Origin of the sequence: Streptosporangium brasiliense (genome assembly GCF_030811595.1) — a bacterium.
GTDB classification, from domain to species: Bacteria; Actinomycetota; Actinomycetes; order Streptosporangiales; family Streptosporangiaceae; genus Streptosporangium; species Streptosporangium brasiliense.
In genome coordinates this window covers 2,254,627-2,274,307 of sequence record NZ_JAUSRB010000002.1, presented here as the reverse complement: position 1 = coordinate 2,274,307, position 19,681 = coordinate 2,254,627, and the positions used below count along the sequence as shown (strand labels likewise).

The 19,681-nt window shown below is 71.0% G+C and carries 17 protein-coding genes; 11 read left to right on the top strand and 6 right to left on the bottom strand.

Features of this window, described 5'->3' with window-relative positions; genetic code table 11:
* Positions 1-175: 175 nt before the first annotated feature.
* The 6 genes from J2S55_RS19270 to J2S55_RS19245 all read left to right on the top strand — a co-directional run bounded on the left by J2S55_RS19270 (position 176) and on the right by J2S55_RS19245 (position 6,692).
* Entirely contained in the window at positions 176-1,999 is a 1,824-nt protein-coding gene (locus tag J2S55_RS19270; protein ID WP_306862803.1) for an acyl-CoA dehydrogenase, read from the top strand.
* Between the two features lie 256 nt (positions 2,000-2,255).
* Positions 2,256-2,990: an NUDIX hydrolase gene (locus J2S55_RS19265; protein ID WP_306862801.1), complete on the top strand. Its 735-nt coding sequence runs from the start codon at positions 2,256-2,258 to the stop codon at positions 2,988-2,990.
* A complete protein-coding gene (locus tag J2S55_RS19260) occupies positions 2,987-3,952 on the top strand; it encodes a lipopolysaccharide kinase InaA family protein (protein ID WP_306862799.1) in 966 nt (321 codons plus the stop codon). The genes J2S55_RS19265 and J2S55_RS19260 overlap by 4 nt, the downstream gene beginning before the upstream one ends.
* 289 nt (positions 3,953-4,241) lie before the next feature.
* Positions 4,242-5,198 (top strand): hypothetical protein, encoded by a 957-nt coding sequence (locus J2S55_RS19255; RefSeq protein WP_306862797.1) that lies wholly within the window; start codon positions 4,242-4,244, stop codon positions 5,196-5,198.
* Positions 5,195-6,415, top strand: a complete 1,221-nt coding sequence (locus tag J2S55_RS19250; protein WP_306862794.1) for an adenylosuccinate synthetase — start codon at positions 5,195-5,197, stop codon at positions 6,413-6,415. Before J2S55_RS19255 ends, J2S55_RS19250 begins: the two co-directional genes overlap by 4 nt.
* Positions 6,416-6,467: 52 nt before the next feature.
* A complete protein-coding gene (locus J2S55_RS19245) occupies positions 6,468-6,692 on the top strand; it encodes a DUF6458 family protein (protein WP_306862792.1) in 225 nt (74 codons plus the stop codon).
* Between the two features lie 10 nt (positions 6,693-6,702).
* Here J2S55_RS19245 and J2S55_RS19240 read toward each other — a convergent pair whose 3' ends face one another.
* Positions 6,703-6,996: a Dabb family protein gene (locus J2S55_RS19240; RefSeq protein WP_306862789.1), complete on the bottom strand. Its 294-nt coding sequence runs from the start codon at positions 6,994-6,996 to the stop codon at positions 6,703-6,705.
* Positions 6,997-7,265: 269 nt separating this feature from the next.
* Between J2S55_RS19240 and J2S55_RS19235 the strand changes: the two genes are divergently transcribed.
* The gene (locus J2S55_RS19235; protein WP_306862786.1) at positions 7,266-7,544 is read left to right on the top strand and encodes a hypothetical protein; all 279 of its coding nucleotides are present in this window, start codon (positions 7,266-7,268) and stop codon (positions 7,542-7,544) included.
* Positions 7,545-8,083: 539 nt separating this feature from the next.
* On the opposite strand, the gene J2S55_RS19230 is transcribed toward J2S55_RS19235, so the two are convergent.
* The 4 genes from J2S55_RS19230 to pdhA all read right to left on the bottom strand — a co-directional run bounded on the left by J2S55_RS19230 (position 8,084) and on the right by pdhA (position 14,047).
* Positions 8,084-9,985 carry an ABC transporter ATP-binding protein gene (locus J2S55_RS19230; protein WP_306862780.1) on the bottom strand — a complete coding sequence of 634 codons (1,902 nt, stop codon included), beginning with the start codon at positions 9,983-9,985 and terminating at the stop codon, positions 8,084-8,086.
* Between the two features lie 568 nt (positions 9,986-10,553).
* The gene (locus J2S55_RS19225; protein WP_306862778.1) at positions 10,554-11,963 is read right to left on the bottom strand and encodes a dihydrolipoamide acetyltransferase family protein; all 1,410 of its coding nucleotides are present in this window, start codon (positions 11,961-11,963) and stop codon (positions 10,554-10,556) included.
* Between the two features lie 12 nt (positions 11,964-11,975).
* A complete protein-coding gene (locus J2S55_RS19220) occupies positions 11,976-12,959 on the bottom strand; it encodes an alpha-ketoacid dehydrogenase subunit beta (protein ID WP_306862775.1) in 984 nt (327 codons plus the stop codon).
* On the bottom strand, positions 12,956-14,047 hold the full coding sequence (gene pdhA / locus J2S55_RS19215; protein WP_306862772.1) for a pyruvate dehydrogenase (acetyl-transferring) E1 component subunit alpha: 1,092 nt from the start codon (positions 14,045-14,047) through the stop codon (positions 12,956-12,958). The genes J2S55_RS19220 and pdhA overlap by 4 nt, the downstream gene beginning before the upstream one ends.
* Positions 14,048-14,335: 288 nt before the next feature.
* Here pdhA and purS point away from each other — a divergent pair, with 288 nt between their 5' ends.
* From purS to purL, 4 genes are all read left to right on the top strand, one after another.
* Entirely contained in the window at positions 14,336-14,581 is a 246-nt protein-coding gene (purS, locus tag J2S55_RS19210) for a phosphoribosylformylglycinamidine synthase subunit PurS (RefSeq protein ID WP_306862769.1), read from the top strand.
* A 222-nt stretch (positions 14,582-14,803) separates the two neighbouring features.
* Positions 14,804-15,193: an ATP-binding protein gene (locus J2S55_RS19205; protein WP_306862766.1), complete on the top strand. Its 390-nt coding sequence runs from the start codon at positions 14,804-14,806 to the stop codon at positions 15,191-15,193.
* Positions 15,194-15,493: 300 nt separating this feature from the next.
* The gene (gene purQ / locus J2S55_RS19200; protein WP_306862763.1) at positions 15,494-16,177 is read left to right on the top strand and encodes a phosphoribosylformylglycinamidine synthase subunit PurQ; all 684 of its coding nucleotides are present in this window, start codon (positions 15,494-15,496) and stop codon (positions 16,175-16,177) included.
* Positions 16,174-18,471 (top strand): phosphoribosylformylglycinamidine synthase subunit PurL, encoded by a 2,298-nt coding sequence (purL, locus tag J2S55_RS19195; RefSeq protein ID WP_306862760.1) that lies wholly within the window; start codon positions 16,174-16,176, stop codon positions 18,469-18,471. Before purQ ends, purL begins: the two co-directional genes overlap by 4 nt.
* Positions 18,472-18,665: 194 nt before the next feature.
* On the opposite strand, the gene J2S55_RS19190 is transcribed toward purL, so the two are convergent.
* Complete coding sequence (locus J2S55_RS19190) at positions 18,666-19,562, bottom strand: collagen-like domain-containing protein (protein WP_306862757.1); 897 nt, start codon at positions 19,560-19,562, stop codon at positions 18,666-18,668.
* Positions 19,563-19,681: the final 119 nt, after the last annotated feature.

The window sequence follows — 19,681 nt, the reverse complement described above, 5'->3', positions numbered from 1 at the left end:
GGTCGATCAACGTCAGGGCCGGGAGTCGCCCAGGTCACCTGACCTTCCCCGGAGGAGTGTGACAAACGTCCTATCAGTACGGTTTTCTAGGGGTTACTGACGGGTAGCATTGTCGGTAAGGTTACTGGCCAGTATGTAAGAGTCCCGGTTCCCCCGGTTTCAAGGAGCAGACCCCATGGGCCACTACAAGAGCAACATCCGTGACCTGGAGTTCAATCTCTTCGAGGTGTTCGGGCGCCGGGACATCCTGGGCACCGGCCCCTACGCCGACCTTGACGAGGACGTCGTGCGGACCATCCTCGACGAGGTCAACCGCCTGGCGACCGGCGTGCTCGCCGACTCCTTCGAGGAGGGCGACCGCAAGCCCCCGGTCTTCGACCCCGCCACCGGCACGGTGACGATGCCGGAGGGCTTCAAGAAGTCCTTCGCCGCCTACCGCGACGCCGGCTGGACCAACATCGGTCTGCCCGCCGAGATGGGCGGCCCCGGCCTGCCCAACAGCGTGAACTGGGCGCTGGCCGAGATGATCCTCGGCGCGAACCCGGCGATCTGGATGTACGCCAGCGGCCCGGCCTTCGCCCACGTGATGCACGCGATCGGCACCGAGGACCAGAAGCGCTACGCGCAGCTGGCCATCGACAACCAGTGGGGCGCCACCATGGTGCTCACCGAGCCCGACGCCGGTTCCGACGTGGGCGCCGGCCGCGCCAAGGCCGTCCGGCAGCCCGACGGCACCTGGCACATCGAGGGCGTCAAGCGCTTCATCACCAGCGCCGAGCACGACATGGCCGACAACATCTTCCACCTGGTCCTGGCCCGCCCCGAGGGGCACGGCGTGGGCACCAAGGGGCTGTCGATGTTCCTGGTCTCGAAGTACCACGTGGACCTGGAGACCGGCGAGCTCGGCGAGCGCAACGGCGTCTACGTCACCAACGTCGAGAAGAAGATGGGCCTGAAGGTCTCCACGACCTGCGAGCTCACCTTCGGCGAGAAGCACCCGGCCGTGGGCACGCTGATCGGCGAGGTGCACGAGGGCATCAAGCAGATGTTCATGATCATCGAGCATGCCCGGATGATGGTCGGCACCAAGGCGATCGCCACGCTCTCCACCGGCTACCTGAACGCCCTGGAGTACGCCAAGGCCCGCGTGCAGGGCGCCGACCTCACCCAGATGGCCGACAAGTCGGCGCCGCGCGTGACCATCACCCACCACCCGGACGTGCGCCGCGAGCTCATGCTCCAGAAGTCGTACGCCGAGGGCATGCGGGCGCTGGTCCTGCTCACCGCCACCTACCAGGACGCGGTGCAGATCGCCGGCTTCGAGGGCCGCCGCGACGAGCACGCCGAGGCGATGAACGACCTGCTGCTCCCGCTGGTCAAGGGCGTCGGCTCCGAGCGCTCCTACGAGCTGCTGGCCCGGTCGCTGCAGACCCTGGGCGGCTCGGGCTACCTGCAGGACTACCCGATCGAGCAGTACATCCGGGACGCCAAGATCGACTCCCTCTACGAGGGCACGACGGCGATCCAGGGCCTGGACCTGTTCTTCCGCAAGGTCCTGCGCAACCAGGGCGCGGCCCTCGGCGCGCTGTACGGCGACATCAAGTCCTTCGCCGCCTCCGAGGCCGGCAACGGCCGCCTCAAGGAGGAGCGCAAGCTCCTCGACGAGGCCGCCGACGAGGTCAAGGCCATGGCCGACACCATGGCGGGCTGGGCCATCGGCTCGCTGGAGACGCCGCAGGAGGTCTACAAGGTCGGCCTCAACACCACCCGGTTCCTCCTCGCCCTGGGCGACCTGGTGATCGGCTGGCTGCTGCTGCGCCAGGCCGAGGTGGCACTGACCGCGCTGGGCTCCTCCGACCGCGACAAGCCCTTCTACACCGGCAAGGTCGCCGCGGCCTCGTTCTTCGCCCAGACCGTCCTGCCCAGGCTCGCCGCCGAGCGCCGCGTGCTGGCCGCCACCGGCCAGGACCTGATGGAGCTCCCGGAAGAGGCCTTCTGACCTCTCCCACCCCGGCCACCTGCTCCCGCGGCAGGCCGGGCGAGGGGCGTCCCTGTTCCACAGGGGCGCCCCTCGCCCATTTCCCCTGCCCCCGCCCCTCCCCGCACAGAGTCCTCCAGCTCCCCGCACAGAGTCCTCCGTCCCTCCGCACAGATCTCCCGCCCCTCCACGCGGACACGGGGAGGCGGGGAGGCGCGTTGACACACGGGACAAGTTATTCTCATATTGAGAGTATCTTGGATGGGGAGGACATGCGATGGACGGATCCCAGTTCCCGGCCGGCTACGATCCGCGGGCCTTCCCGGCGGTCGCGGTGACGGTCGACGTGGTGGCGCTGACCATCCGCCAGGGCGCGCTGCAGGTGCTGCTGGTCGAGCGGGGCGAACAGCCCTACGCGGGACGGTGGGCGCTGCCCGGGGGGTTCATCCGGCCGGGCGAGGATCTGCCTGAGGCCGCGGCGCGGGAGCTGGCCGAGGAGACCGGGCTCACCCCGCGGGCGCACATCGAGCAGCTCGCCAGCTACGGGGCCCCGGAGCGGGACCCCCGGATGCGGATCGTGTCGGTCTCCTACCTGGCCTTCGCGCCCGACCTGCCCGATCCCCGCCCCGGTACGGACGCGGCGGACGCCGCCTGGCACCGCGCCGACCGGCTGCCGGAGCTGGCCTTCGACCACGGCCGCATCCTCGGGCACGGGCTGGAGCGGGCGCGGGACAAGCTGGAGTACACCCCGCTGGCCACCACGTTCGTGGGCGAGACGTTCACGATCTCCGAGCTGCGCGGCGTCTACGAGGCCGTCTGGGGCCTGCCGCTGCACGCGGGCAACTTCCACCGCAAGGTCCTGTCGGTCCCCGGATTCGTGGAGAGCACCGGGGAGACCACCGAGAGCGGCGGAGCCCGGGGCGGCCCCCGGGCGAGGCTCTACCGGGCCGGCGACGCCAAGCTCCTGCACCCCGCGCTGCTGCGGCCCGCCCGCGAGGAGGAGGTCAGATGACCACCACGGCCGAGGCGGTCGCCCTGGTGGCCGCCGCCCGCACACCGGACGACCTGTTCGGCCGGGAGGCCCCGCACCGGGCGTACCGGCGGCTGGCGCGGCTGCTCCATCCCGATCTCGCCTCCGGGCCGGACGCCGCGACGGCCTTCGTCAAGCTCGCGGGGCTGTGGGCGGCGCGGGACCGGGCCGACCGGGCCGCCGAGACGGTGATCACCACCAGGCGCGGCGCCTACCGGCTCACCGGCGTGTTCCGGCGCGGAGCCTCGGCCGTGCTGTACGGAACCGACGGCGACACGCTGCTCAAGATTCCGCACAGCCACATGGACAACGACCTGATGCGGCGCGAGGCGGAGGCGCTCACGACGATCGCGCGGGACGGCGATCCGCTGCTGCTGCCGTACGTGCCCCGCCTGGTGGAGTCCTTCCGGCACCGCTCGGGCGGGGTCGAGCGGCAGGCCAATGTGATCAGCCGGGCGCCGGAGGGGTTCGTGAGCCTGGCGGAGATCGCCCGGCGGCGTCCGGTGCTCGACCCGAGGGACGTCGCGTGGATCTGGCGGCGGCTGCTGGTGGCGGTCGGGACGGCCCATCGCGCGGGGGTGGTGCACGGCGCGGTGTTCGGGCACCACGTGCTGGTCCACCCGATCGACCACGGGCTGATCCTCGTCGACTGGGGCCAGTCGGTCCCGCTGGGCAGGCCGCTGACCGCCCTGGTGGCCCGGCACCGCGACGACTACCCGCCCGAGGTCCTCGCCAGGAGACCGGCGACCCAGGCCACCGACATCCACCTCGCCACCCGCTGCGTCGCCGCGCTCATGGGTGACCAGGCCCCCGCCCCGATCCGCGCCTTCGTCCGGGGGAGCCTGGCGGGCCCGCCGCGCGACGCCTGGCGGCTCCTGCGAGAGCTCGACGACCTGCTCGACGACCTGTACGGCCCCAGGAGGTACCGGCCCCTCCACCTGTGACCTCCGCGCGGGACCTCCCGGGACCGGCCGCGCAGGGCCTCCCGGGGGCCGGCCGTACGGGTCCTGCGGGCCGGCCGTACAGGGGTCCTCCGGGGGGCGGCCGTACGGCGGGCGGGCGCCACACCTGGACACGGAGGCGGCGCCGCAGAGGCGGTGTCATGTCCCGTCACGGAGGGGGGCCAGGAGCTCGATGGTCCGCGCCGGAGCGGGTTGACGCGGCCCCAAGTTATTCTCATACTGAGACTGTCTCTAGTTGAGAATAACGTCTGCCCGGCCTTGGGAGGCCCCCATGGGAAGCGGAATCTGGTCCACCGACGTCTACGCCGCCGCCGCGAGTTACCGCGCGGCCAGCGGTGCCAGCGCCTTCGCCTACAGCGACAGCGGCGCGCGCACCGTGCACGACGACCTCAACCCGTACGGCGTGGCGGCCCGGGAGAGCCGTGACTCCGACGAGCACCCGGCCACCGTGGCCGTCGCCGTCCTGTTCGACGTGACCGGCTCGATGGGCGGGGTGCCCCGCACGCTCCAGACCAAGCTGCCCGACCTGCTCGGCCTGCTGCTCCGCAAGGGCTACGCCGCCGACCCGCAGATCCTCTTCGGCGCGATCGGCGACGCCACCTGCGACCGGGCCCCGCTGCAGATCGGCCAGTTCGAGTCCGACAACCGGATGGACGAGGATCTGGGCAAGATCCTGCTGGAGGGCGGGGGCGGCGGCCAGCGGACCGAGTCGTACGAGCTGGCGATGTATTTCATGGCCAGGCACACCTCGCTCGACTGCTTCGAGAAGCGGGGGCGCCGGGGCTACCTGTTCATCATCGGCGACGAACTCCCCTACCCGAAGGTCAAGCGCCGCGAGGTCGGCAAGGTGATCGGCGACAGCCTCGGGCGGGACATCACGACCGAGGAGATCGTCGCCGAGCTGACCAGGATCTACGACGTCTACTACATCCTGCCCGCCGGGTCCGGCTACGCCGGCGACAGCCACACGCTGGCCGCCTGGCGCAAGCTGCTCGGCCAGAACGTGCTGGAGCTGGACGACCTGGACGCGGTCTGCGAGACGATCGCGCTCACGGTCGGCCTCGGCGAGGACGCCATCGACCTGGACCAGGGGCTCGGCGACCTCGGCGACCTCGGCTCGGCCGCGGGGGCCGCGGTGGGCAGGGCCCTGGCGAGGCTGGAGCGGGGCGCGCCGGTGGTGGGCGGGGAGCTCGACCTCCGCGGCGGCAGCGGCGTGATCCGGCTGTGAGCGAGCATGTGATCGTGGTCGACCTGGGCTACGGCGACGCCGGGAAGGGCACGGTCGTCGACTGGCTCTGCGCCCAGGGGCCGGTCCAGGCGGTCGTCAGGTTCAACGGCGGCGGGCAGGCCGGGCACAACGTCGTCCTGCCCGACGGGCGGCACCACACCTTCGCCCAGTTCGGGTCCGGGACGCTCCGGGGTGTCCCGACCCACCTGTCCAGGTTCATGGTCGTGGACCCGCTCGCCCTGGCCTCGGAGGCCGCGCACCTGGCCGGGCTGGGCGTCCCGGACCCGTTCGGGCTGCTCACGGTGGACCGGGACGCCCTGCTCGCCACGCCGTACCACGTGGCGGCGGGGCGGGCCCGGGAGCTGGCGCGCGGGGCGGACCGGCACGGGTCGTGCGGGATGGGCGTCGGCGAGACCATGGCCTACGCCCTGGGCCATCCGGGCCTCGGGCCGACCGTCGGCGACTGCGAGGACCCGGCGCTGCTCACGCGCAAGCTGCGCGCGCTCCGCGAGGCGCTGGGGGTGACCGGGCCCGCCGTGGAGGACTGCGTCGCCGCCTACCGGGCGTTCGCCGAACGGGTGGCCCTGGTGGACTCCTCCTACACGGCCGCCCTGCTGCGCGGGCGCCCGGTGGTCTTCGAGGGGGCGCAGGGCGTGCTGCTCGACGAGTGGCACGGCTTCCACCCCCACACGACGTGGAGCACGACGACCTTCGCCAACGCGCTGGCCCTGCTCGACGGGGTGCCCGCCGTACGGCTGGGCGTGCTGCGCACCTACACCACCCGGCACGGGCCCGGCCCGCTGGTCACCGAGGATCCGGAGCTGGAGGCGGCCGAGGCGCACAACGCGGACGGCCCGTGGCAGGGGCCCTTCCGGGTGGGCCACTTCGACGCGGTGGCCCACCGTTACGCGCTGGCGGTCGCGGGCGGCGCCGACGCGCTCGCGCTCACCCACCTGGACGCCCCGGTGTCGCGGATGTGCGTCTCCTACGACATCGGCGAGCTGCCGGCGGGGCCCCCGGGCGACCTGGACCGGCAGGCCCGGCTGACCGGGCGGGTGCTGAGGGCGCGCCCCCGCTACGCCGGCGGCATCGGCGCCGGCGACTGGCCCGCGGCCGTCGCCGACGCCCTGGGCGTCCCGGTCTGCCTGGGATCGGCCGGACCCACCGTCGCAGACAAGGTCCGCCTGAGTAGTGTGATCGCCCCCGAAAGGGTATGACCAACCACGCACGCTCCCTTTACCTGACCATTACTCGCGTCCGGAGGACCTGATGGGTGTCGGGGTCAGCATCTTCTTTCTCACGCTCGGCGCCATTCTCCGCTTCGCCATCGAGCCCGACGTCCTGGGCGAGGACGTGCACATCGACGTCATCGGCCTGATCTTCATGATCGTCGGCGCTGTCGGGATCGTGTTGAGCGTCGTACTGGCCCCCAAGCGCGGGCAGACGTCGGACGACCGCCTGATGCACCGCGAGAACACCCCGCCGGACGCCTAGTGCGCGGCGCCTAGAAGACGTACTGCACGGCCGCCCGTGAGGCCAGGATCGGCTTGATGTGCTCGGCGATCACGGCCTGGTGTGCCGGGTGGTCACGGTAGACGAGATAGTCGTCGAGGCTGTCGAAGTCCGCGACGGCCGCGAACTCGTGGTTGCCCGGGTTCACGCCCGCGTCGGCGCCGATGTCGTAGGCGCGGATCTCCCTGATGACCTCCGGCAGCTTGCCCAGCTCGGCCGCGACCGCGGCCCTCTGCTCATCGGTGGCCCCTTCGGCCCAGGTGAAAAGCACGACATGCCGGAACATGATCTTCCCTTCATTCGAGTTCCCAGCCAGCGTACGGCCACGCCCACAGCGGCCGGACAGCGGGGACTAAATCCCATTTAGCATGGGTAGAACTATTTGCCCGAAATAGGGTGATATGCACAATTTATTTCTTATTTATGCACCTCTGTGGTGCTTTGCCAAAGCATAAGTGCTTTGCGGTGTCTTGATCGCTCCTCCTCCGGCACGCTGTGGATTGTCCGGCAATCCATGAGGACGGATCCGTCTTCGCGTGAAAAACGGAGGATCGCATGAAAACCAAGACTGCCGCCTCGTTCGTCGCGAGCATGATGGGCGCGGGACTCCTCGCTGGAGCACTCGCGGCAGCTCCCGCAGGAGCCTCGGTCACGCCCGCGGCGTCGACCCCGGCCGCCCAGACCGCCACCACGGCCACGAGCTTCGTCACCGGCTGCGGCTGCTGGAGACGCCGCTGCTGCCGCTGTCGCGGCTGGGGCGGGGGCTGCGGTGGCTGGGGCGGGGGCGGCGGCGGCTGGGGCGGCTGGGGCAGTGGATGGGGCGGTTGGTGGTAGACCGGGGACGGACCGGCCGGCTCCCCGCATAGGGCCGCCGGCGCAGGATCACACATGACCGGGGCGAGAGCACGTCCCCTCCCCGGCCGGCCCGGGGAAACCCGGGCCGGAAAAACGGAGGCGTTCATCCGGCGGACCCTCACCCGAGGGTAAAACCCGATGGAGCATCCGCCTCCGCCGTCGAGCCCGCTCCTTTCCGGGAGCGGGCTCACTGTTTCCGAGAGCGGGCTCGCTGTTTCCGGGAGCGGGCTCACCGTTCCCAGGAGCGAGCTCACCGCGTTCTCCGCACCGCTTGGAGGCGATCCCCTCCGGCGGCGGAAGGCGGTCCCCTCCGGCAGTGGGAGGCGGAACGCCTTTGTTGGCCTCTCGGCCTCCGGAGCTCCCGCCCCCTGGGCCCGGAGTTCTCAGTCCTCCAGGCCCCGGAGCCCGTCCCGGAGCGGACGGGCCGCCGTGTTCTCAGTCCTCAGGCTCCGGAGCCCGTCCCGGAGCGGACGGAGGGCCCCTCCCCCAGAGCGGGCGGGGCCCTCGGAGACGGTCCCTCAGAGCGGGCGGGCCGCCGTGCCACGGCGCCTGAACAGGCTGATCCTCGGGCGGCCGGCGTCCCGGGCCGTTCCCAGGACGATCGTGTGAGCCGCCTCGGGGATGAGGCGGAGGTCATGGGTGATGAGGATGGTCGTGCGGCCGGACATGAGGCGCCGGAGAGGCTCCATGATCCGCGCCGCGGTGCGCGCGTCGAGCCCGGTCATCGGCTCGTCGAGGACGAGCACGGGGGCGTCGCGCAGGATCGCCCGGGCGATGGCGACGCGCTGGCGCTGCCCGCCCGATATGAGCCGGCCGCGCTGCCCGATGGGCGTGTCGTACCCCTGCGGCAGCGTGCCGATGAAGTCGTGCACGTCCGCCAGGACGGCGGCCCGGACGATGTCGTCCATGCCGGAGCCGGGGCGGCCGTAGGCGATGTTGTCGCGCACGGTCCCGGAGAAGAGCAGATTCTCCTGCTGGAGAATGGTGATGTTGTCGCGCAGCGACCGGCGCGGCAGGTCGCGGATGTCCACTCCGTCGAGGAGGATGCGCCCGACGGTGGGATCGTAGAACCGCAGCAGGAGCTTGGTGAGGGTGGACTTGCCCGCGCCGCTGGGCCCGGTGCACACGACGAGCTCGCCCGGCTCGGCGCTGAAGGACAGGTTCCGCAGCGTGGGGACGGTCCTGCCCGGGTAGGTGAAGCCGACCTCCTCGAAGTCGATCCGGCCGCGGCTCGGCGCCGCCGTGGGGACCGCCCCGTCGCGGTCGGTGACGGCGGGCCGGGTGCGCAGGATCTCGATGACGCGGTCGGAGCCCGCCGCCGCCTCGGAGACGGTGAGCGCGATCTGCCCCAGGTTCTGCACCGCCGGATAGAGATAGGCGAGGTAGGCGGCGAAGGCTAGCAGCCCGCCGATGGTGAGGCGGCCGGATGCGATCTCCCATGCGCCGAATCCCATGATGACGAGCAGGCAGACGGTCTCGATGACCTGGACGACCGGCCCGTAGAGCGCCGACAGCCGGGCCTGGGCCACGTTGGCCAGCAGCCAGGTGTGCCCCTCGGCGTGCAGCCGGCGCGCCTCGGTCTCCTGGCGGTTGTACGCCTGGACGAGGGACTGGTTGGCCAGCCCTTCCTCGATGACGCTGTTCATGGCTCCGTTGCTGAGCCGCTCGCGCGCGGCGACCCGCCTGAACCTCGACGCGAAGACCTTGGAGACGATCAGGAACGCCGGGACCATCGCGAACGTCACCAGCGCGAGATCCCACCGGATGTAGAAGGCGGCCCCGGCGAAGAAGATCACGCTGGCGACCGTCGTGAGGAGCCGGACCACGCCGGAGCCGACCAACTCCTCGATGGCCTCGATGTCGTCGGTGAGCCGGGCCATCAGGTCGCCCAGGCGGCGGTTGTCGAAGAAGTCCGGGGTGAGCGTCTGCAGGTGCGAGAACACCTCGCCCCGCAACCGCAGCAGGAAGCGCTCACCGCCCAGGGCCGTGGCGTAGGCGCCGGTGAAGGAGGCCGCGCCCGCGACGACCACGAGGCCGAGCCAGATGAGTGCGGGGGTCCAGAACGCCCCCAGGTTCTGGCGGCTGAGGACCTCGTCGGTGATGAACCCGAACAGCCAGATCGCGCCGACCTCGCAGAGCGCCGCCACGATCGCCAGCAGGACCCCGGCCGCGAAGAGCCTGCGGACGCCACGGGTGTAGGGCCAGAACCGCCGGAAGGTGTCCCGGATGGAGACCACCGGGGCGACCGGGGGCGGAGAGGCGTCCGCCGGGCCGGACCCGTCCGGCGGGGGGAGAGCGGCGGGAGCAGTGAGCGAGAGCCGGCGGGTGACCCGCCGGCTCTCATTCGAGCTGGTTACCACCACCAGCCGCCGCCCCAGCCGCCGCCCCAGCCGCCGCAACCGCAGCGACGACGACGACATCCGCCCCAGCCGAGCGGGGCGCGGTTAGCCGGGAAGAGCCTGTTCAGTCTCATTGATTTTCCCTTCTGACCGTTCTTTCGCGGGACTTGCAATTACGACAATAGCACCCACATGTGCACCAACCATCGAATTTAGGACGTATTGGACATGTTTTACCGGCTGCGCGGCAGCCCCTCCACGACCGGGCGGACGCACCTCTACCGACTTTCCGCCGCCGTCCACCTCTCCCCCAACCCGGGGGATTCTCCGTAAAGCCCGGCCCGGACAAATGCCAAGCGCAGGTCTCCACGATTCACGGGAAGGTCATCGGCACGTGCGGCGGACAGGCCGCCCCGAATACCCCGCATATCCAATAAATTCTTCATAAGAAGTCATCGGAACCACGGGGCAGTAAATGAACATTAAATCAACGCATGAACACACGAGCCCGCTCCCCGGGAGGGGGAGCGGGCTCGTGGCGGTTGCGACCACGGCCCCGGTCACGGACGAGAGCTCCGGTCACCGGGACTCCGGCCGGCGGGGCCGCGGCTGAAAGGAGGCTCCGACCAGGGAGCTCCCCAGCGGGACTTCAGTTCCAGGCGAGCATCCGGAGGGGGTCTTCCAGCATGGCGCCGACGTCACGCAGGAACAGCGAGCCGAGCTCCCCGTCCACGACCCGGTGGTCGAAGGAGAGCGCCAGCGTGCACACCTTGCGGGGCACGATCTGCCCGTCCACCACCCACGGCATGTCCCTGACCTGACCGAATGCCAGGATCGCCGACTCGCCGGGGTTGAGGATCGGGGTGCCCGCGTCCACCCCGAACACGCCCACATTCGTGATCGTGATCGTGCCGCCGGCCATGTCGGCGGGCTGGGTCCGGCCCGCCCTGGCGGTCTCGGCGAGGGCGCCGAGGGCCCTGGCGAGGTCCGGGAGGGACATGGCGTGGGCGTCCTTGACGTTGGGGACGAGCAGGCCGCGAGGGGTGGCGGCGGCGATGCCCAGGTTCACGTGGTGCTTGACCACGATCTCCTGCGCGGCCTCGTCCCACGCCGAGTTGATCATCGGATACCGGCGGGCGGCGACGAGCACCGCCTTCGCCACCAGGAGCAGCGGCGACACCTTGACCTCGGCGAAGTCAGCCAGCCGTCGCAGCCGCCCGACCGCGTCCATGGTCTCGGTCACATCCACCTGAAGGAACTCGGTGACGTGCGGCGCGGTGAACGCGGAGGCCACCATGGCCTGCGCGGTCGCCTTCCGCACCCCCTTGACCGGGATCCGCTCCTCACCCGTCCGTACGGCGTGCGCCACCGCCGGGGCGGCGGCCGCCTCCAGCGCCGACTGGACGTCGTCCCGGGTGATCGAGCCCTGCGGGCCGGTCCCGGTGAGCGTGGTCAGGTCGACCCCGAGGTCCTTGGCCAGCTTCCGCACCGGAGGCTTGGCCAGCGCCGCGCCCGGCCTCACGGACGCGGCGGTCCCGGAGGGCGCGGCGGCGGTACCGGTGACCGGCCCGTTCTCCCGCGCGGCCGGCGGGCCCGCGGACGGAGCGGAGGGGGTCAACGGCGCGGAGGGGGTCGACGGCGCGGAGGGGGCGGACGGCGGCGCCTTGCGGGGCCGGCGCTTGGCGGCGCCCATCTTGACGCCGTAGCCCACCAGGACGGGCTGGCGCTCTTCCTTGGGGAGCGCCGGCACCATGTCCTCGGCCAGCGCCTGCCCGCGTTCGGGGACGGAGGCCGGGGCCGGGGCCGGGGCGGCTCCGCCCCCGGTCCCGTCGTCGACGGAGATGATCGGCTTGCCGACGTCGACGGTCTCGCCCTCCTCGGCCATCAGAGCCGCCACCACGCCGTCGAACGGGCAGGGCAGCTCGACGACGGCCTTGGCGGTCTCGATCTCCACGATGATCTGATTGACCTTGACCTGGTCACCGGCCTTGACGTGCCAGCGGACGATCTCGGCCTCGGTCAGCCCCTCGCCCACGTCGGGGAGCTTGAACTCCTTCATCGTCTCCCCTTCTCAGAACGCGAACGCGCGGTCTACGGCGTCGAGGACCCGGTCCAGATCGGGCAGGTAGTGATCCTCCAGCTTGGAGGGCGGGTAGGGCGTGGACGGCCCGCCGACGCGCAGCACCGGGGCCTCCAGGTTGTAGAAGCACCTCTCGGTGACCCGGGCCGCCACCTCGGCACCGAAGCCGTTGTAGACCGGCGCCTCGTGCACCACGACGCAGCGCCCGGTCCTGCGGACCGACTCCTCGACCCGCTCGATGTCCAGCGGGTTGAGGGAGCGCAGGTCGATGACCTCCACGGACCGGCCGTCCTCCTCGGCCGCCGCCGCGGCCTCCAGGGAGGTCTTGACCATCGGCCCGTAGGCCAGAAGGGTGAGGTCAGTGCCCGGCCGTACCACCTGGGCCTGGTCGAAGGGCGTCCAGCCGGCGGCGTCGGCGGAGGTGTCCACCTCGGCCTTCTCCCAGTAGCGCCGCTTGGGCTCGAAGAAGACCACGGGGTCGTCGCACCGGATCGCCTGCTGGATCATCGTGTAGGCGTCGACGGGGTTGGAGCAGGCCACGACCCGCAGGCCGCCGGTGTGGGTGAAGTACGCCTCGGGCGACTCGCTGTGGTGCTCCACGGCGCCGATGCCGCCGCCGCACGGGATCCGCACCACGACCGGCAGCTTCACCTTCCCCAGCGACCGCAGCGGCATCTTGGCGAGCTGGGTGATGATCTGGTCGGCGGCGGGGAAGACGAACCCGTCGAACTGGATCTCGCAGACCGGGCGGTAGCCCCGCAGCGCGAGGCCGATCGCCGTGCCGATGATGCCCGACTCGGCCAGCGGGGTGTCGATGACCCGCTGCTCGCCGAAGTCCTTCTGCAGCCCGTCGGTGACGCGGAACACGCCGCCGAGCTTGCCCACGTCCTCGCCCATGATGAGGACCTTGGGGTCGTCCTCCATGGCCTTGCGCATGCCCTCGTTGAGCGCCTTGCCCAGCGTGAGAGTCGTCATCCCTCGAACCCCTCCAGGTAGGCGGCGAACTGGGCGCGCTCCTCGTCCATCAGCCGGTGCGGCTCCGCGTAGACGTGATCGAAGATCGCAAGCGGCCCGGGATCGGGCAGTTCGAGACAGCGTTTGCGCACGTCCCGGCCGAGCTCGTCGGCCTCGGCGTCGACCGCGTCGAAGAAGTCCTGGTCGGCGATCTGGTTTTTGAACATGTAGGCGCGGACCCGCTCGATCGGGTCCTTGAGCTTCCACGCCTCCAGCTCGCTGGCCACCCGGTAACGGGTCGGGTCGTCGGAGGTGGTGTGCGCGCCCATCCGGTAGGTGAACGCCTCGATCAGCACCGGGCCCTGCCCGGACCTGGCGTCGGCCAGCGCCTTGCGGGTGACCGCGAGACAGGCGAAGACGTCGTTGCCGTCGACCCGGACGCCCGGGAAGCCGAACCCGCTCGCCCTGCGGTACAGCGGGATGCGGGACTGCTTCTCCAGCGGCTCGGAGATGGCCCATTGGTTGTTCTGGCAGAAGAACACGACCGGGGCGTTGAACACCGACGCCCAGATGAACGACTCGTTCACGTCTCCCTGCGAGGTGGCGCCGTCGCCGAAGTAGACGATGGTGGCGGCCTCGGCGCTGTCGCGCTGGATGCCCATGGCGTAGCCGACCGCGTGCAGGGTCTGGCTGCCGATCACGATCGTGTACAGGTGGAAGTTGTGCTCGGCCGGGTCCCAGCCGCCGTGGTTGACGCCGCGGAACAGGCCGAGCAGGTTCACCGGGTCCACCCCCCGGCACCAGGCCACGCCGTGCTCGCGATAGGTCGGGAAGGCCATGTCCGTCTCGGCCAGCGCCCGGCCTGAGCCGATCTGCGCGGCCTCCTGGCCGAGCAGGGAGGCCCAGAGGCCCAGTTCGCCCTGGCGCTGCAGGGCCACCGCCTCCAGATCGACGCGGCGGACCAGGACCAGGTCCCGGTAGAGCCCGCGGATCTCCTCGGGCGTCAGATCGATGTCGTAGTCGGGATGCTCGACCCGCTCCCCTTCGGGGGTCAACAACTGGACGAGCTCCGGGGGTGCTTCCGCACCACGAGGGGCCTCGGCTGTCACGTGCCGCTCCTGTGTGCTCGGGGCCGTCGAGATGGGTTCGCCACCACCGTCCGGCCGGTTAGCCACGCATACGACCCGTTTGGTGGTGGTTCGCTTGCGTTTGTGGACATCGTGGCAGAGGTCACATACCTGTGCGCAAGCCCCACCCCGGCATCCATACGCTCCCCGTTCCCGCTGGACCCCGCTTTACCCTCGCACAGAGGGAGCCCGGACCCGGCGACGAACTGCCGGAGAAGCCCGTTACCCTTGAGACGCCGGACCGTCCCCGCTGCAACCAGGAGGAACACCGTGGCGCGCGTCATCGTCGACGTCATGCTCAAGCCCGAGATTCTCGACGCGCAGGGCCAGGCGATCGCCCGGGCACTGCCGCGGCTCGGCTTCTCCGGTGTCTCGGCGGTACGGCAGGGCAAGCGGTTCGAGGTGGAGCTCGAAGGCCCCGCCGACGAGGCCGCGCTCGCCGAGGTCCGCAAAATGGCCGAGACCCTGCTGGCCAACACCGTGATCGAGGACTACGCGGTCTCCGTGGAGCCGTAACCCGTCATACGTCACACAGAGCGTTTCCTTACGTCCGGGTAAATCACACTCTGGATGTGTCATAATCCCACGGCTTGACCAACAGTAAATAACATTAAGGTTATTTTGCGGTTAGCCCGGATTCTGAGGGGAAACCTTGACAGGGTGACGTCTGGCCCCGGGAGGGATCCGGTGGATATCGAGTTCTCGTTGGCTCTGCCGAGGGAAGCCATCGGCATTCCCATGGTCCGCAGAGCGCTGGGCGACTCGCTGCGCTCGCTCGGCGTCACCGAGGACTGCGTGTCCGACATCCTCCTCGCGGTCACCGAGGCGTGCGCCAACGCGGTGCGCCACGGCGGGCCCGCCAACCGCTACGAGGTCGAGGCCGCCATCGGCTACGGCCGCTGCGACGTCCGCATCATCGACAGGGGCCACGGCCTCACGCGGATGCCCGAGCACTACCCCCCGGCCGACACCGAGAACGGCCGGGGCATCCTCATCATGCAGGCCGTGGTGGACGAGATCTCCTTCGACATCGCGCCCGGCCGGGGCACCACCGTGCATCTGCGCAAGCACCTCGACTGGGACGAGGACGCCGCCTTCCTCCGCCGCCAGATGCTCACCGCCGTGTGACCGCCGCCGTGTGACCGCCGCTGTGTAAGCGCCGCCGGGCGGCCGCCGTACGGCCGTCGTCCGGTCGCCGACGCGGCCCCGCGCCGGCCCTCCGGACGCCTTCTCCGGCCGGTACGGCGCGACCCGCCGTTGTGCGATCCTCCAAGCCGCGGGCCGGTCCCCGGGCGGTGAGCTGTGTGATCGGACCGCTCCGCGTGTGACCTCTCGCCCAGGAGCGGATAGCCTGGGCGCACCGCCGCAGACCGCCATCCGATGTGTGAGATGTCGGCGCGGCGCTCGTTTGTGGAGGGGAACGCTGTCATGAGTGCTGCCCGCGTGGGCGTCGTCACTTTTCCCGGAACTCTTGACGATCAGGACGCGGCCCGCGCCGTGCGTCACGCGGGCGGCGAAGCCGTCCCGCTGTGGCACGCCGATCCCGATCTCAAGAAGGTGGACGCGGTCTTCCTGCCAGGGGGGTTCTCCTACGGAGACTACCTGCGCTGCGGGGCGATCTCCAGGTTCGCGCCGCTGATGGAGGAGCTGATCCCCGCCGCCAGGGCCGGGCTCCCCGTCCTGGGCACCTGCAACGGCTTCCAGATCCTCTGTGAGGCCCACCTGCTGCCCGGCGCGCTGATGCGCAACGCCGGACTGCACTACGTCTGCCGCGACCAGGGCATCCGGGTGGAGAACACCGCCACCCCGTGGACGTCCGACTTCACCGAGGGCCAGGAGATCGTGCTGCCGGTCAAGCACGGCGAGGGCCGCTACGTCGCCGACGAGGCGACCCTGGGCGCGTTGGAGAGCAACGGCCAGATCGTCTTCCGCTACGTCGGAGGCAACCCCAACGGCTCCCTGAACGACATCGCGGGCATCCGCAACGAGGCCGGGAACATTGTCGGCCTCATGCCGCATCCCGAGCACGCGGTCGAGGACCTCACCGGCGCTCCGAGCACGGACGGCCGGGGGTTCTTCTCCTCCATCCTGAAGAAGCTGGTGAACCTGTGAGCGAGCGAGCCGACAAGCGCGGCGGCCAGGCGCCCGACCCGAACCTGGACACCGTCGAGCGGGCCGAGGGCACCCCCGACGAGCGCCAGCCGTACGCCGAGCTGGGCATGAAGCTCGACGAGTACGAGCGGGTCCGCGACATCCTCGGCCGCCGGCCCACGAGCTCCGAGCTGGCCATCTACAGCGTCATGTGGAGCGAGCACTGCTCCTACAAGTCCTCCAAGGTGCACCTGCGGCAGTTCGGCACCAAGGCCCCCGAGTCCGAGGCGCTGCTCGTCGGCATGGGCGAGAACGCCGGTGTCGTCGACATCGGCGACGGCTGGGCGGCCACCTTCAAGATCGAGTCGCACAACCACCCGTCCTACGTCGAACCGCACCAGGGCGCGGCGACGGGCGTCGGCGGCATCGTCCGCGACATCATGTCGATGGGCGCGCGACCGATCGCGGTGATGGACGCGCTGCGGTTCGGCGCGGCCGACGCCCACGACACCCGGCGGGTGCTGCCCGGCGTGGTCGAGGGCATCAGCCACTACGGCAACTGCCTGGGCCTGCCCAACATCGGCGGCGAGGTCGTCTTCGACCCCTGCTACATCGGCAACCCGCTGGTCAACGCGCTCTGCGTGGGCCTGCTCCGCAAGGACCAGATCAAGCTGGCGACCGCCCCCGGGCCGGGCAACAAGGTCGTGCTGTTCGGCGCGCTGACCGGCCCCGACGGCATCGGCGGCGCGTCCGTCCTGGCCTCGGCCACGTTCGAGGACGAGTCGCACGCCAAGCGCCCCAGCGTCCAGGTGGGCGACCCGTTCATGGAGAAGCTGCTGATCGAGTGCTGCCTGGAGCTGTACCAGGCGGACGTGGTCGTCGGCATCCAGGACCTCGGCGCGGCCGGCGTCTCCTGCGCGACCACCGAGCTCGCGGCCAAGGGCACCGGCGGCATGGACGTCAAGCTGGAGCTGGTCCCGCTGCGCGACCCGTCGCTGCGGCCCGAAGAGATCCTGATGAGCGAGTCGCAGGAACGCATGATGGCCGTCGTCACCCCCGACGACATCGATGCCTTCATGGCGATCTGCACCAAGTGGGACATCCCGGCCACCGTGATCGGTGAGGTCACCGACTCCGGCCGTCTGGTGATGACCTGGTACGGCGAGACCATCGTGGACATCCCGCCGGGCACCGCGGCCGACGACGGCCCGGTCTACGAGCGGCCGTTCCACGAGCCGGCCGGCCAGACGGCGCTCAACGCCGACACCCCGGCACGGCTGGCCCGCCCCGACGACCTGCGGGCGACGCTGCTGAAGCTCCTCGGCTCGCCGAACCTGGCGTCCAAGGAGTGGGTGACCTCCCAGTACGACCGCTACGTCCGCGGCAACACCGTGCTGGCCCAGCCCGCCGACGCCGGCGTGCTGCGGATCAGCGAGGTCATGCCGGGCGCCGAGGAGACGACCCGGGGCATCGCGCTGTCGACGGACGGCAACGGCCGCTACGCCCGGCTCGACCCGTACGCGGGCGCGCAGCTCGCGCTGGCCGAGGCCTACCGGAACGTGGCGGTGACCGGCGCCAGGCCGCTCGCGGTGACCAACTGCCTCAACTTCGGCTCCCCCGAGGACCCCGAGGTCATGTGGCAGTTCGCCGAGGCCACCCGTGGCCTGGCCGACGCCTGCAAGATCCTCGGCGTGCCGGTGACCGGCGGAAACGTCTCCTTCTACAACCAGACGGGGTCCACCCCGATCCACCCGACCCCGGTCGTGGGCGTGCTGGGCGTGATCGACGACGTGGCCGGGCGGGTGCGCAGCGGCTTCACCGGCCCGGACGAGAAGGTCATCCTGCTCGGCGAGACGGCCGAGGAGTTCGGCGGCTCCGAGTGGGCCCACGTGGTCCACGGCCACCTCGGCGGCCTGCCGCCCCAGGCGGACCTGGAGGCCGAGGGCGCCATGGCGCTCGTCCTGGCCGAGGCCGCCTCCCGCGGCCTGCTGACCGGCTCCCACGACCTGTCCGACGGCGGCCTGGCGATCGCCCTGGCCGAGGCCTGCCTCGCCCAGGGGGTCGGCTGCACGGTCTCCCTGCCGGGCGAGGACGCGTTCGTCGACCTGTTCAGCGAGTCGTCGGCCCGCGCGCTGGTTACCGTGGCACCGGAGTCCTTCGCGGACTTCGCCGAGCTCTGTGCCGCCCACGAGGTCCCCTGCCAGGCCCTGGGCACCACCGGCGGCGCCTCACTGACCGTCGAGGGCGTCCTGGACATCCCGGTCGCCGAGCTCCGGGAGACCCACACGGCCACCCTGCCGGGCATCTTCGGCTGATCCACCGAACGTCGAAGGGGTACGGCCCGCGCCAGCACCCTTCTTGAGGTGAGAACCTCGAGGAGGGTCCATGAGCGGGCCGTACCCCTTCGACGTTGGCGGACGCCCCCGTTTTCAGGGCCGTCCTCCGACGTGGGAAGGCCTCCCGGCAGCCGCCCGGGAGGCCTCCCGCCGATGTCGCGCTCCGCCCGGGATCAGGAGGACATGCAGATCACGTAGACGAGACCGTTGGAGTTCTTGCCGCTCACGGTCCAGGCGGTCGGCGCGCCGGTGGTGACGTTGGGCGCGCTCGTGTAGATCTGGCCGGAGGCGCTGCCGCCGCCGCTGTAGCCACCGCCCGTGGCGACCTTGCCCGCGCCGCAGCTCACGCTCTGGGTCCCGCCCTGACCGCCGAAAGTGAACGGCTGGGTGAAGGTGGTGACGCTGGGAGCGCCGCCCGAGCCGCCGCCCGAACCCGGCGTACCGGGGTCACCCTTGTCGCCCTTGGGACCCTTCAGCGACGCGATGAAGTCCGCCTTGGACTTGTCCCTGTTGCCCGGCAGTTCGAGCCAGACCTCGTAGGCGCTCTTGCCGTCCCGGCCGTTCTCGCCGTCCTCGCCGGGGGTGCCGTTGCGGCCGGGCTCACCCTGCTTGCCCGGGGCGCCGTCCTGGCCGTTCTTGCCGGGCAGGCCCTGCTCGCCCTGCTTGCCGGGGGCGCCGTCCTTGCCGTCCTGACCGTCCTTGCCGGGGGCGCCGTCCTTGCCGGGCAGGCCCTGCTTGCCCGGGAGCCCCTGGATGCCACGGGCACCCTGCGGTCCCTGGGGGCCGGCGGGGCCCTGGGCGCCGTTGCGGCCCGCGGGGCCCTGCGGGCCCTGGGTGTTCACGCCCTGGGACTGGGAACCGCCGTCACCCCAGGTCACGCGGATCTCGGTGGTCCTGCACGCGGCCGTCGCGTTGACGATCCGCGCGTAGCGCGTCTTCTTGTTGACACACGCGTGCACCTCGGTACCGGCCGACGCGACGGCGCTGCCGCCCGTCGCGAAGAGGGTCCCGGCCAGCACTCCGACGGTCACGACGCCGATCGTGCGCCCGCCCGGCAACTTGAAAGCCACTGGGCTTCCTTTCTGCGACACCAGATCCTGGTGTGTTCAGTGATTCACCAGTTGCAGGGTTAGACCGTTCCAACGGTTGTCGCGGCAAACATAACGGTTCGGGAACGGACGATTTCCTG

Bases quoted from the DNA above. Each gene is read 5' to 3' on its own strand.
- J2S55_RS19235 (WP_306862786.1), top strand. From the start codon at position 7,266: ATGAAAACCAAGACTGCCGCCTCGTTCGTCGCGAGCATGATGGGCGCG.
- J2S55_RS19265 (WP_306862801.1), top strand. From the start codon at position 2,256: ATGGACGGATCCCAGTTCCCGGCCGGCTACGATCCGCGGGCCTTCCCG.
- purQ (WP_306862763.1), top strand. From the start codon at position 15,494: ATGAGTGCTGCCCGCGTGGGCGTCGTCACTTTTCCCGGAACTCTTGAC.
- J2S55_RS19225 (WP_306862778.1), bottom strand. From the start codon at position 11,963: ATGAAGGAGTTCAAGCTCCCCGACGTGGGCGAGGGGCTGACCGAGGCC.
- J2S55_RS19220 (WP_306862775.1), bottom strand. From the start codon at position 12,959: ATGACGACTCTCACGCTGGGCAAGGCGCTCAACGAGGGCATGCGCAAG.
- J2S55_RS19240 (WP_306862789.1), bottom strand. From the start codon at position 6,996: ATGTTCCGGCATGTCGTGCTTTTCACCTGGGCCGAAGGGGCCACCGAT.
- J2S55_RS19245 (WP_306862792.1), top strand. From the start codon at position 6,468: ATGGGTGTCGGGGTCAGCATCTTCTTTCTCACGCTCGGCGCCATTCTC.
- J2S55_RS19270 (WP_306862803.1), top strand. From the start codon at position 176: ATGGGCCACTACAAGAGCAACATCCGTGACCTGGAGTTCAATCTCTTC.
- J2S55_RS19205 (WP_306862766.1), top strand. From the start codon at position 14,804: ATGGTCCGCAGAGCGCTGGGCGACTCGCTGCGCTCGCTCGGCGTCACC.
- J2S55_RS19255 (WP_306862797.1), top strand. From the start codon at position 4,242: ATGGGAAGCGGAATCTGGTCCACCGACGTCTACGCCGCCGCCGCGAGT.
- J2S55_RS19230 (WP_306862780.1), bottom strand. From the start codon at position 9,985: ATGTCGTCGTCGTCGCTGCGGTTGCGGCGGCTGGGGCGGCGGCTGGGG.
- J2S55_RS19260 (WP_306862799.1), top strand. From the start codon at position 2,987: ATGACCACCACGGCCGAGGCGGTCGCCCTGGTGGCCGCCGCCCGCACA.